Here is a 13737-nt window from a genome sequence, read left to right as displayed (position 1 = left end):
CTAATCCTCCAGATTAGTGCTTATTTTATAAGAATATTCCCTCATATATGAATATTTTATGAGAATTTTCTTGTGAAGTTAAAAATTTAGCATAATTGCAACAAATAATAAGCATTATAGAGAAAATATGGAGGTGTTAATTATCTTTATGTTTTGTAAGGGTTTTGCTTAGGTGCTATTTGTATGATCTTTTTGATATTTATCAAAAACATAAAAAAGATGAATTGTTTGGTATTACTTATTTGTGTGGGTGATAATTCTGAAACATGGCATATTTTAAGTAATTGCGTCTTAGGAAACTTCTTAGATAGATTTTTTGGTGGGAAAATTCTTAGTTTTTTGTAATTTTTGCGTTTCGGGGTTTGTTGAGATGTTACTTAATTCAAATGATAATTTTTTGGCGCGGCAATTCTGGCTCGCAATTAATGGAACCGCTGGAGTGATTTAAAAATAAGACTCGGTGGTGAGTTTGTTCTTAGGAGAAGATAAAAATGAAAAAATTATTATTAGTAACCTCTCTGGCTTCTGTATTTGTTGCAGCAAATGCAATGGCAGACGTTACTGCTTCTGCAACTGCCTCGTGGGACGCGACGGCAACAAAAGATACCACCAGCATGTTGGTTGTCACTCCGCTGAACTCTTTGACTTTCCAGTATGCTGAAGGACTGAACGCCTTCAACTCTCAGGACGGTGCTTTTGATGTGACTATTCAGGGTCAGGAAACGGCAACTGATTTTGAGCTGACTGCTCAGATCATTAGTAACACGCTGACCAACGCCAGTGGCGATGCATCTACCCTGAACGTAGGGGTGGCATGGAATGGCACCGCGCTGACTAATTCATCAGATACTGTCCTGGTTAACTCCAGTTCGACTTCTGGTCTTGAAAGCCTGATGGCTGATGGCGCTTATAACGGTGCTGCTCGTGTCAGCGATCAATCCAACTTCAAATTCACCATCGCGTCAGCGACTTCTGATGGTAGCCAGGCAGTAACGGATTACTCTGCTCTGCCAGACGGCTATTGGACCGGCGATGTAAAAGTACAGTTTAATGCAACCTGGACGACTCCGTCTGCCTAAGTAATAAAAATTCGGGAGAATTTTTTCTCCCGAATTTATCAGGAATGGCGTCATGAAAAAATATTTACCGACAGCGATGTTGGTAGGGTTAGTAGCATCTTTTCCCGGATGGGCAATTAATGTGGGTGAAATCACATCGATAATGACTTCTGCTGAGAGTTCATTATCGAAAGAAATTACTAATACAACTGATGCGGCGCGTTATGTCAGTGTTTCGGTAAAACAATTGTCATCACCTTTGGCGGGGGGAGTCGAAATAAAGCCTGTTAATTCCGGAGAGTTACTTTCTACACCTGCCAATCTTATTCTTCCTGGTCAGGCAAAGGATGTTTTTCGCTTCTTTTATAAAGGACCAGCAGATGATCTCGAACGTTATTATCGTCTGCAATGGATAGATGAGCCGGTCACCGAGAGCGCGGAAACCCGGGCGAATAAAATGGCGGTTGCAACAGCGTCGGCAGAAATTGGCACTATTCTGGTGGTCGCTCCGCGAAAAGAGCGTTTTGAATATAGCCGCAATGGCGATGTTATTACCAATACTGGCAATGTTTCGTTTCGTGTGATCGCCTATGGCGCCTGTAAGGATAAGGCTCGCGATCAGGGACGAGGTTGTCGCGAACGTTATTACATTATGCCGGGTACGAAAATAAAATTACAGTTTACCGACATCAGCAATAGCCGTTCACGCATCGGTATCTGGCACGGTAAGCAGTTTATTACAGTGAAGTGATGGTCGATTGCAGCCATCTGTACGGGATAAATAAAAATACCGGAATGTAAGGATGCATATGACAACAATAAATATTGTCGGCGGTAGCATTTGTCTTTTTCTTGCGCTGACACCAGGAACTTCACATGCAGCCCCAGTAAAAGTGGGTAATTACGTTATTCCCAGTGCTTTCGCCCGTTCACTGGAGCAGGGAATGACGGTGCCGGTATATATTCGTTACAACGAGACTGACGAGAAAAGTCAGCAAAAAATTGCCGATGCGGTGATTTCGCTTGTTGATGGCAATATTACAGTTAAAGCCCTGACTCTTGCTGAATTGCCTAATAATGCCGTGTTATCTGGAAAAACTCGTGCGTTGGTAGAAAAAATTCGTGATGTGAAATTTCACGATAACACCAATATCGAGCTATCGGACAATGCACGCCTGCAGCTCAACGTCTCTTCATTTCACCTGGAGATGATTGTCAGCAAAGATGCGTTAACTGAAGCGATTGTCGCACGCAGTAGCCTGCTTGGACCTTCCAGCGTGGAGTCTCTCTCTAACGTCCTGAACTATAACTTTGGTACCTACTACAACGATTATCATAATGGCAGCAGTACCCGCAGCTATCTGACGGTGGACAACACAACATCGCTGCGTGAGCACCATATCAACATTAACGGTTCGTTTTACGGCATCGGCGACAGCAACGGCACCAGCAAACTTTATCGTGCGATGTATGAGCGTGATTATGACGGTTATCGACTGGCGCTCGGGATGCTCGACACCTGGAATGTCCAGTCTATTGCCAGCCTGAATGCACTGAATGGCGGGAAAATTTACGGTGTGAGCTACGGAAACAAAGGAAGTACGGTTGTTGAGAATACCGCGCTTTCACTTACGCCGATTACCGTATTTTTGCCAGCCGCTGGCGAGGTTCATGTCTTCCGTGATGGGCGTTTGCTCGGCGTGCAGAACTTTAATATGGGCAGTTATGAAATTGATACCAGTCGTTTTCCGTACGGTGTTTATGACGTCACGGTAGATATCGTGGTCAATGGCCGGACAATTAATAGTCGTATCAGCAGGGTTAATAAAATCTTTGCCCGCCAGCAAGCTGCCGGGATTGATCAGCTCTCGTGGCAGCTGTTTGGTGGTTCACTGGATTATGACCGTGTGAGTTATAAGCGAAATCATTATCAGGATTTGGGCAGCGAGCAGACCTGGATTGCCGGGGGGGCCGCATCGGTGACGCTGGCGATATTGTCGGGGCTGGGCCTGAAGTCCACGCTCTACGGTTTTGACAACAATGCGGTTAATGAAACGGATGTCACGCTCAATGTGAATGAATACGTAAGCATTGGCAATCAGACGCTGGTGGCGAACGATTCGTCATGGCGAAATATCAGTAACATCAACCTTAATGTACCTGAGGGATACGGTTCCCTTTGGGCATCTCGTGAAGACAGTAAAATTGGCGATCGTCTGCCCATGCAGGAGCGTGATAATTATTCCATTGGCGGGACTCTTAACCTCGGAAAGTTTATTCCTCATGGCGGTTCGCTCACCGTGAGTCAGACGGAGAATCGCTACTCGGGAAATAAATATCGTAATCTGGACTACAGCACGACCCTTTATTCAGGCAGGTATGCCACGGTTGGGTTGCGTGCAGGTATTCAGCGTTATTACTACAACAACCGGAATGACGATGGGCGACAGGAACGTTATGTCAGTCTGGATTTATCGTTGCCATTGGCATCCTGGTTGAGCATGGGCGTCTCCCGGGATCGCTATGGCAGTACTCAGGGTAATCTCAGCGCGCGCAAGCAGTATGCTGAGGGCCCGATTAAATCGGTCGGATTGTCGGCATCAACGCGTCTGAGTGGTGAACAGTATTACGACAATAATTATTCGGTAAACGGCAATTTGAGTTATGACACGAAATATAACGCCGGCACCGTATCGGTAACGCGTTCTGCTGACAACTCCACCAATATGAACTTCTCTTCCCAGGGTTCTCTGGCGTGGGCAGGTAAAGATTTCGGCCTGAGTAAAGAGCGGCAGCGGTCTGGCATCATTGTGAAAACAGATTTGACCGGCGAAGGGAAACTGGCTGCGAAGATTAATAACCGCAACTATCTTCTCAGCGGTAAATCAAATTTCATTGCACTGCCGCCCTATGCTCAGTACAAGCTGGAAATCCTCAATGATAAAAACTCTGAGGACAACTTCGATATTGTTTCAGGACGCAAACAGGAGCTGACGCTATATCCGGGTAATGTGGGTGTTATCAACCCTGAAGTGAAAAGCATGGTCACTGTATTCGGGCGCATTCGTTATCCCGATGGACAGTTGGCTGCAAATACCGATATCCATAACCACATCGGTAAAACGCGTACGGATGAGAAGGGTGAGTTTGCTATTGATATCGATAAAAAGTATCCGGTCATCACGTTAATTTCAGCCAATGGCAGCATATGCGAAGCCGATCTTGATTTGGAAAAAGCACGGGGCGCAGCGTGGATTGGTGATGTGAAATGTGCAACGCAAACCACGATGGCGCAGAGGTAATAAAATGAAAGTATTGATTAAATTAGCTACTGTAATCTGTACCGTAGGGAGTTTTTCACCTGTGCCTGCTTTGGCGTTGAATGCAATCTCTTCCGGCTCAGTCAGTAATAACTATTTGTTTATCGAAAATGCCATTGATAGTGAATACTTTATTACCCCATCGGCACTTGATCCGCGTTTCAGCGGGTCAAACACGTGGATAAAATACGGTACCTCTCAGGTCAGTCTCGGGTATTTAGGTTTTGTCGGCTGGACTGCGCCTGGAAATTATTATCAGGACATGTGGATTGATAACTCCCCGATTAACGGGCCTTTCCGGGGAATCCGTTGTTATAGTGGCACTCAATGTCCATCAACCGGGTTTATTGCCGGATTGGGCACAGACAAAAACGGTTTTTATCATGCGCAGGTCGGCTCTGTCGCAGGCGTTATTGGTGGCGCCTACGGATTCGCTTCCCTGACCGATACTGCTTATGAGTACTTTCGCAATGTGCCTACCGGTAGCAGCGAAACCTATGTGTTCAACCGCTGTTATACTTCTGTGAATTATGATTATTCTTCCGGGCAACGGTGCAAAGACCAATCGACAGGATCATGGAATTACGTCAATTACACGTTAACTAAACGCGGTCATCTGTCACTTGTCTCGACTAACGCATTTCAGGAGCTTTGGGTTGCCAGCGATGGTACGCCGAGCATCACCAAAGACTCTGGTTATTGCGAACTTGGCGTGGTGGGCGGTACTGACGGTGTGATTTGCAAAATGGTGAGTTATAACTTGCAACAAACGGCCAATCTGACCGCCTCCTTGACGTTTCGCGCTTTTGTCGACACGGCGATGCTAGGTTTTACGCCCGGAGCGGCCACCGTGAGATACTCCGGGAATGGTTCAAACTGGTATAACTATGGTACTTCAACTGCTTATTACAACGTTTTTACGACCTCTGGAGAATACATTTATATTTTTCTGTCAAAAGCATTTTTGAAGAATCTTGTCGATTCAGGGATCACCATTACTAACAGTCAGCCCTTTACCTTCGGCTTTTATAATGGCTTAACACCAGAGTCAGGACACTACCAGTTTACCCCTTCGCTACAGCTCAATATTGTGCCGAAGGAGTATGGGATCAGTATCGTCTCTTCGGACAACACAGCTTCTGCGAGCGGTAGTGGCACGATTGGTGATGCCGCTCCTATAGAAATGGATTACACCGTAACCGTCTCTGGCCCCCGTCAGGCCGACAGTATCACCGCGCAAGTTATTGGGGAAAGTACGACGATAAACAGTGTGCCCTACTGTCTGTTTACGTCTGCGCAAGGCGGGCTGTCCGTCCCCATTCCCGCTTTTCTGCAGTACAACAGTCAGTCGGGGGGCGTAGTGCAAAAACGAAATAGCTGCAGTGAAGCGGCAGTCAGTATGAGAGATGCGCAGTGGCAACAGACGCCCTGGGATGCAAATAACAATGACGATGGAAGCTATTATGCTACTGATTTAAAGTTGCTTTTCCCAATGAATGATTCGCGTTCGATGTTAACCGTTTCCGGCGCTGACTGGGAAGGTGTCGTCAGCGCTAGTGGAGAGATAAAAGTCACGGCGAATTGGGTGGGAGTGACGCCATGAACCGCCGTCGTCTGGCGCTTAGATGGGTATTTATTCTACTTTCCGGTCTGACAGCATTCTCTACACAGGCAGTCTACCTGGAGTCGACCATTTATGAGATGCCGTCGGATAAATCATTTATCAGTAAACGAATCTATAACGATAGTCAGAAACAGAATTTATACAGTATCGGCGCAGTAAAAATTGATAAGCCGGGACCGGGAGGAGAAAACAGGAGTGCTATTGCTGAAGGCGAACTTCTGTTTACTCCGCTGAATTTTTCACTGGCTCCGCAGGCGAGTGAGTTTTTTAAGATTTTCTACCGTGGGCCGCAGGATGATAAAGAACGCTATTACCGAATTCTGTTTCGTGAAATGCCGATCACGCTGTTTACTGAACGTAATCAAGGGAAAGGCGGGCAGGCTCTCCCGGTGATCGCTATGGACACCATATTGGTTGTTCGCCCGAGAAACATAAATCTGGCCTACACCATTGATGAGGCTAACGGAACATTGAAAAACACCGGGAATACTTTTTTTAAAATCATCGTACATCAGGGGTGCAACTCAACCGATGATGAAGCCACCATGCGTTATGTGTTGCCGGGTGAAACCTGGCGTAGCAGCGAACTGAAAACTAAAAACCGAAAGTTTATCGTAGCGTTGCAGAAATACATTCCAGTGGGTCAGGGGTGCTTCAAACTCAATCAATAGTAAGTATTGAGTCTGATCCGATATGTCATGGTTAGATATCGAACCTATACTGTAACTATCTTTATACAATGCAGTAATCAGCTTGGCACAGATGAAACTTTGGTCATTTGTACTCCATGTCACGGTATTTAAGAGTCAGGTAGTATGAAAAGTATAATTAATGATCAGGTTGAGTACGATTCCACCAGAAAAAGCCTGAAACATCGCGATACTACAATAATCCTTTCGGCATCTACAGCGAGACTACTTGAGCTATTCATTGCCTATAAAAATCAACAACTCCACCGTGAGTTTATCATAGAAGAAGTATGGAAGAAGCATGGCATGGCCCCATCGGGTCATAGCCTTAATAAAAGTATCAGTATATTGCGAAAAGCATTTAGTGAGTTGGGGGCCGAAAACCCCATTGAAACGTTGCCCCGGCAGGGATTTTTGTTCCATGCTTCGGTCAATGATGAACAGTCATCTTTCAGTAGGGATGTACCTGTTCGTTCGGTAACAGAAACGGTGAATTCACCCGCAACACCGAAACGCAAAAATATTCTTCTGTTCATTTTGTTGTTCGCTTTTCTTGGGAGCGCGGTTTTGATATTGCCAGCTCTTAACTCAGGTACCACGAATTTTATCTATATCAGGGCAATAGGTGATTGTGAACTTTATACTGCCGATGACAATAATGCTGATAAAACGAAGGCATTTTTATCTTCTGATATGTGGCGAAAAGTAAATACAATTTGTCATAATGGCAAGAAAACAATTGTTTTTTATGATGATAATAATTTATCGGCAGGTAATAATCTTAAAGAGAATTTTTTGGGGATCTGTACGCTGGATAAAGGAGGGGTTGCCCGTGAATGCGAAAATTATCTTTATTAGCGGGGTGATCTTTCTTGCTGTGATAACAGCATACTTTTTTTATCGCCATCAAGAACCTGAGACGTTGACCTGCTCTGCCAAGAATTACCTTCATTTGCAGGCGCAAACTCAGGGGGTAAAAATTGAAGGTGAAGTTCTGTTGGTTTTTCGTATTTCTTCCACTACCGAAGGGCGGGTATCCCAGGTAGGGAGCCTTAATATTCAAGGTAAGCACTATGCTGTAGATCGTAATGTTGTTCTGAATTTTATTGGCAAAGACCGCGACGGATATTTGCAAACTCGTCGCCAGGCTATCGTCAAAAACAAAAATGATAATGTTCCCGATGAAATTACCGAACTGCTTATGTCTCAACAGGATATTTTCTATTATAAGGTCATCCGTATCGCCGGAAATGTCTATGCGATAAGAGATCTGCGACGTACGCTCATGGTTTGTCGGGCAGCATGAATCGAGGTAATATGTTAGTATTTTGATTTTTGTGGTTGTATGTTTTGTTGTTTCTCATGTTTGTAGTCTTTTATTTTGCCTTGTGGTGAAAATGAGTAAAAGGATTTGTACTGGTGAAAATTAGGAATTTTCCTTTTTCGATATTTAAAATGGATTTACCATTTAATGGGAATACGCATATGGATAATTGTGATTATAAAATCTGAAACTACGTGATATGACTTATGGATAAAGTTAGTTCACGAACCGCCTTATAATTGCTGGAGGCTGAAGGTGTTGTATATTCTCTCGTGTATATAACGAGGGACCTGCTATGCCATAAATTTAAGTTGGTGGTAACTATGAATATGAAAAAGGTTTTTCTGCTCAGTTATGATATTTTTCTTTTCTCAGGGATAAAAGCATGGCTGCCAAATCTGGTACTGGTTGATGCGCGAACATTTATTTCTGGTACGCAGTCAGTTATTCCACGACACCCGTCCTGTTTGCTGGTGATCGATAACCGGTTACCATTGCTCCTGGTCAGGAAATGGTTTCAGAGAAATAGCACGCAGTTTATCAACATAAACTGTATTGTTCTTCGGATGAATGAAACTCGTTCTGTTAATCGAGGATACGAGGAGTATGCTTTCATTAATGGACGAGAATTAACTGATCAATTGATTTCTCAGCTAAGAGCCAATTTAATGGCACCCAATGAGGTTGTGGAGGTCACTAAAGGTTCGACAATGTTTACTTTTCATTTGACTGAATTTGAAGAGGAAATGTTGTATGCATCATTCACAAAAGAAAAATTACACGATTTTTGTATTGCTAACTCACTAACAACTAAGTCAGTGTATCGATATCGGGAACGGATAACCGCTCGCCTGGGATTTTCTCATTTTAATGAAACCATCATTTTTTTAACTAGGAATAATTTATTGCATGAAGGTTACCCGACAAACAATTATTCTGGTGAGAATGCAATTTACGGCGAAGCATATGATGTCTCAGATTCTGGTCGACTGAGTATGGCAATAAGGAATGAAGAAATCATTCCTTATTTTCAGCCCATCGTAAATATCAATGGAGACGTCTGTGGCGTTGAGGTTTTGGCTCGATGGCCACAGGGCCATAATTATGCGATTTCTCAGCGTGAGTTTATACCTCTGGCTGAAAAAAGTGGCTTAATGAATGAGTTAACGAGCTATTTAATGACCACCGTTGCGCGTAATCTGGTCGACGGAAGCGAAGGGATAAATAAAACACTATTCGTCTCCTTTAATGTCAGTCCATCAGGTTTAAGTAATCCCGTTTTTTATTGGGAATGCCTTAATTTTATGGAGATAACGCAAAGACTACCGATAAAATTAATGATTGAAATAACCGAAAATCAGACTCTCACTATCACTCCAGCCATCAAAGAGCTGATACGATCGTTGCGAAACAGAGGAGTTCTGTTTGCTTTAGATGATTTTGGGACGGGATACGCTAACCTCTGCTATCTCAATGAGTTAGACCTGGATGTTATCAAAATTGATAAAACTTTCATCAAGGCTATTAAAGAAGCTGAGCAACATATCCCTATGCTCGAGTCAATCATTCATCTTTCCGGGCTCCTGGGATTACGCATGGTGGCGGAAGGCGTTGAATATGGCTATCAGCAGCAATGGTTGGGGAAAAATAATGTGGATTACCTGCAGGGCTATCAATTTTTACCGCCAGTGATGTTTGATGATTTTATGCGTTTTTACAAGCAGTCTGTAGGGCTGTTTGAATCAGCGTCGGATTCAACTTTTTCAGCGTAAACCTGTCGGGAACATCAGGGGCGGATGCCTCTGATGCCGGTATTTTTGCAGAGGTTAGTGCTACAGATCCTGCCTGTCTGGTGAAGGCGAAAGCCTGTAGTGAATGAAGCATCGTTTGTTTATGTGTCTTTTACAGGGTATTTATAACGGTATCAGCGTTAATCAAACCGCTTCCGAGGTTAGTCCATAGCCATGCGTCATTTCCTGCAAAAATTAAGAGCCTGGTTTCCGCCGCCACTCATCTTAGTACTTTTCCTCGTTGCCGATGCGTTGACGGCGAGCTCACGTTTCACATTTGGCGCGGTAAATATCGTGATAAGCGCATTACTGGCCAGTGTCAGTCTGTGGATGATACTGCATACCGCATGGCAAATGTGGATGAAACGTACGACCCTGAATCCGCTTCATGCAAATAAATCGACCACGCTTGTTACCGGCGGATGTTACGCCTGGAGTCGCAACCCGATCTACCTTGGTATGAGCGGACTCCAGCTAGCCTTTGCTCTGTTCATCGGCAGTCCGGCTGGCGTAGTGGCTGTACCGCTGTTTATGCTGGCGGTTGCCAGATTGCATATTGATTTTGAAGAGGAACAATTGCGAAAACATTTCGGGCTGGAATGGGATCGCTTTGAGCGACAGGTTCACCGCTGGCTATAGTCATACCCGACCGAGTACAAGCATTCCTGTCACGACACGATTCGTGCGTAATTGAAACCGGATGATGTAAAATTAGGCGTTTGATTCACAAGGCCATTGACGCATCGCCCGGTTAGTTTTAACCTTCTACCCCGTGTTCGCATTCGTGGGCATGTCCTTATCAGGGCCGATATAGCTCAGTTGGTAGAGCAGCGCATTCGTAATGCGAAGGTCGTAGGTTCGACTCCTATTATCGGCACCATTTCTCTATTTCCTCGGACTGATTTTTCCCATTTCCTGTACCAGGCCCAGGCCGTTTGATGTCATCATCATCTCATTGTACTCAAATATATCTTCTGTATTACCGCTATCCTTCCTCCAGAAAAGGGAGCAGCGACAGCCACTCCCTTCTGGCATCAGGATTTTGGGAACACCCAAACATGTTTTTCGGGTAACGCCAGGTGGCAGTGCTGAGGATCGCGTACTTCGTTGCCGTAGGCGCGGATGACAAAATCATCAGCCACGGTGCGGAACAGGTACTCCCAGCGGTCACCGAGATACATGCTGGTGAGCAACGGGAGAGCCAACTGGTTTTCGCCTGGCCCGTCGGCCAGCACCACACGTTCAACGCGGATCACCGCGGTGCCCTCATGGCCAACCTGAACGCCGTCGCCCGCCTGACCCCACAGGACCCAGTCGCGTCCTTCAATACGTGCTTTGCCGTCACGCACGTCAGTGACTTTGCCATGCAGACGGTTGTTGCTGCCCATAAACTCAGCGGTGAACAGCGTTTTTGGGGAACCATACATCTCTTGCGGCGTACCCTGCTGTTCAATTTTGCCGTTGTTGAGCAACAAAATGCGGTCAGAAATCGACATCGCTTCTCCCTGGTCATGCGTCACCATTAGCGCGGACAACCCGAGATTAATAATCAGCTCACGCAGGAATACGCGCGCTTCTTCCCGCAGTTTTGCATCAAGGTTGGATAATGGCTCATCGAGCAGGATCACGGGTGGGTTATAAACCAGCGCCCGGCCAATCGCTACGCGCTGTTGCTGGCCGCCAGAAAGTTGATGCGGATGGCGCTTACCCAGATGTCCCAGGCCCAGTTGATCCAACACACCCTGTACCCGTTGGTTGATCTCTGCGGTGGAGACTTTGCGCAACTTCAGCGGGTAGGCCACATTCTCAAATACGGTTTTATGCGGCCACAAGGCATAGGACTGGAATACCAGCCCCAGATTACGCTCTTCGGCGGGGATTTCGCTGCGCGGGGTGCCGTCGTAGACCTTGTTGTTGCCGATGGTAATTGACCCTTGTGTCGGTTTTTCCAGCCCGGCCACCGCGCGCAGAAGGGTGGTTTTACCGCTCCCGGACGGCCCGAGTAACGAAACCACTTCGCCCCGTTTGAGGTCCATGGTCACGCCCTTTAGCACCGGATTATCACCGTAGGTTAAGTGCAGGTTCTCGACCGATAATTCAATCATGTAATTTCACTCCAAAACGTAGGGCAATACCCAGGCCCACCACCACCAACAGAATATTGATAAACGAGAGTGCTGCGACGATGTCGATAGCACCTGCCGCCCACAGAGATACCAGCATCGAGCCGATGGTTTCCGTACCCGGCGACAGCAGATAGACGCCCGTGGAATACTCACGCTCAAAGATCAGGAACATCAGCAGCCATGAGCCAATCAGCCCATAACGCGAAAGCGGAATGGTAACGTGGCGGGTAATCTGGCCACGCGTCGCACCGGTGCTGCGTGCCGCTTCCTCCAGCTCTGGCCCCACTTGTAGCAACGTTGAGGAGATGAGGCGCAGGCCGTAGGCCATCCACACCACCGTATACGCCAGCCAGACGCTGAAAATGGTGCTACGCAGCGAGCGCAGCCAGACAATCAGCGTGTCTCGCAACCACTGCGACCACGGCATGCCGGATAACCAGCCGGATTTCAGCGCGTTATCGAGCCACATCGGTAAGAACAGAAACACCCACAAAAACGCCAGACCCGCGAGCAGGCCCGGCACCGCACGGGGCACCAGCACGCTGTAGTCGAGAAAACGCGTGGTGTTATCCGGCTTGCGGTGCATCGCGATACCAATAAACAGATAGCAACCTACCGCCAGTGCGCCGCCTATTACGCCAATCGCCATGGAGTTGACGATGGCCCGCAACAGGTTCGGCTGTTCCCAGATGGTGCGAAAGGTGCTAAGCGACAGCTCATCCCACAGCGAAACGCCTACGCCCCAGTTGGAGATAAACGCACGCAGCACCACGCCCATTAGCGGCACGCCAATGGTGATGGTTAGCCAGAACGCCACCACAGCCCCCGCTATCCAGCGCCATTTACCCAGCGGCAGCGCGCGGGCCTGCGAGGCTTTACCCTTCATGGTGACGAAGCGGTTAGCGGTACGCATCAGGCGACGTTGTAGCATGACCAGTGGGATGGTCAGACAAATCAGCACCACCGCGACCGCCGCCATCAGGTGATACGACGGCGTACCCAGTTTATTGGTCAGTTGGTACAGGTAGGTCGCCAGCACCATGTTGCCTTCCGGATCGCCCAGCACCAGCATCAGACCAAAGACTTCCAGACCGAGGAAAAACAGCAGCACAACGGCGTACAGAATCGAGGGGCGAACCATCGGCAGGCTGACCGAGGTCATCACCTGTAGCGGGGAAGCGCCGGAGATACGCGCGGCTTCCTCCACGTCTGAGCTCACGCTGCGCAGCGCCGACGAGATATAGAGGTAGGCGTGCGGCACGTGCGTCAGACCCGCAATCACCACGATGCTCGACATGTCGTAGATATTCCACGGCACGAAGCCAATCAGCGATTGTACCCACAGTGACAGGAAGCCTACCGGCCCTGCGGCCACCACATAGCCAAAACCCAGCACCATCGGTGAAACAAAAATAGGTACAAGGATCAATGGCTCAATTAACCGTCTGCCGGGCAGGTCGGTACGCACCATCAGGAAGGCCAGAATGCCGCCCAGCGGAATGGCGATAATGACCAGACCGAATGCGAGAATAAAGCCGCTTTTCAGCGCTTTATAGAAGTCAGGGTCGGTAAAAATAAAGCCAAAGGATTCAAGGCTCCAGTCCTTTGCCGGCGAGAAAAACGGCGCGGACAAAAAGCTTTGTATCACGATGAACGACAATGGCGTGTAGATAACCAGCGCGGTTAACAGCACGACGATGCCGCGCGGCAAGCTTTGCCACTTTCTGCGTAATGCATTCATAAGCGGAGATCCGGTAACACGAATTCAGGAAGCAAGTACCAGGCGCACCAGTGAACCGTACGCCT

At 47.1% G+C, this 13737-nt stretch carries 11 protein-coding genes and 1 tRNA gene; 10 read left to right on the top strand and 2 right to left on the bottom strand.

Annotated elements, in window-relative coordinates; genetic code table 11:
- The first annotated feature begins 491 nt into the window (after positions 1–491).
- From HV041_RS15675 to HV041_RS15630, 10 genes are all read left to right on the top strand, one after another.
- Complete coding sequence (locus HV041_RS15675) at positions 492–1079, top strand: common pilus major fimbrillin subunit EcpA (RefSeq protein WP_061067345.1); 588 nt, start codon at positions 492–494, stop codon at positions 1077–1079.
- A gap of 52 nt (positions 1080–1131) precedes the next feature.
- Positions 1132–1809, top strand: a complete 678-nt coding sequence (locus tag HV041_RS15670; RefSeq protein ID WP_061067346.1) for a hypothetical protein — start codon at positions 1132–1134, stop codon at positions 1807–1809.
- A gap of 58 nt (positions 1810–1867) precedes the next feature.
- A complete protein-coding gene (locus HV041_RS15665; protein ID WP_121585462.1) occupies positions 1868–4360 on the top strand; it encodes a CS1-pili formation C-terminal domain-containing protein in 2493 nt (830 codons plus the stop codon).
- A gap of 4 nt (positions 4361–4364) precedes the next feature.
- A complete protein-coding gene (locus HV041_RS15660; protein ID WP_121584244.1) occupies positions 4365–5981 on the top strand; it encodes a fimbrial protein in 1617 nt (538 codons plus the stop codon).
- Positions 5978–6673, top strand: coding sequence for a fimbria/pilus periplasmic chaperone (locus HV041_RS15655; protein ID WP_043015294.1), 696 nt, complete (start codon positions 5978–5980; stop codon positions 6671–6673). The genes HV041_RS15660 and HV041_RS15655 overlap by 4 nt, the downstream gene beginning before the upstream one ends.
- Before the next feature lie 144 nt (positions 6674–6817).
- Complete coding sequence (locus HV041_RS15650) at positions 6818–7549, top strand: winged helix-turn-helix domain-containing protein (RefSeq protein ID WP_061067348.1); 732 nt, start codon at positions 6818–6820, stop codon at positions 7547–7549.
- Complete coding sequence (locus HV041_RS15645; RefSeq protein WP_121584245.1) at positions 7524–7997, top strand: hypothetical protein; 474 nt, start codon at positions 7524–7526, stop codon at positions 7995–7997. Before HV041_RS15650 ends, HV041_RS15645 begins: the two co-directional genes overlap by 26 nt.
- 341 nt (positions 7998–8338) lie before the next feature.
- Complete coding sequence (locus tag HV041_RS15640) at positions 8339–9787, top strand: EAL domain-containing protein (protein ID WP_121585463.1); 1449 nt, start codon at positions 8339–8341, stop codon at positions 9785–9787.
- Between the two features lie 192 nt (positions 9788–9979).
- Complete coding sequence (locus HV041_RS15635) at positions 9980–10444, top strand: isoprenylcysteine carboxylmethyltransferase family protein (protein ID WP_121584246.1); 465 nt, start codon at positions 9980–9982, stop codon at positions 10442–10444.
- A 165-nt stretch (positions 10445–10609) separates the two neighbouring features.
- Positions 10610–10685, top strand: a tRNA-Thr gene (locus tag HV041_RS15630).
- A gap of 154 nt (positions 10686–10839) precedes the next feature.
- Here HV041_RS15630 and HV041_RS15625 read toward each other — a convergent pair.
- The gene (locus tag HV041_RS15625; RefSeq protein ID WP_121584247.1) at positions 10840–11910 is read right to left on the bottom strand and encodes an ABC transporter ATP-binding protein; all 1071 of its coding nucleotides are present in this window, start codon (positions 11908–11910) and stop codon (positions 10840–10842) included.
- Positions 11903–13672, bottom strand: coding sequence for an iron ABC transporter permease (locus HV041_RS15620; RefSeq protein ID WP_121584248.1), 1770 nt, complete (start codon positions 13670–13672; stop codon positions 11903–11905). Before HV041_RS15620 ends, HV041_RS15625 begins: the two co-directional genes overlap by 8 nt.
- Between the last annotated feature and the right edge of the window lie 65 nt (positions 13673–13737).

Source organism: Citrobacter sp. RHBSTW-00029 (assembly GCF_014104295.1).
Lineage (GTDB): Bacteria > Pseudomonadota > Gammaproteobacteria > Enterobacterales > Enterobacteriaceae > Citrobacter > Citrobacter youngae.
This window is presented reverse-complemented; position numbering and strand designations above follow the sequence as displayed.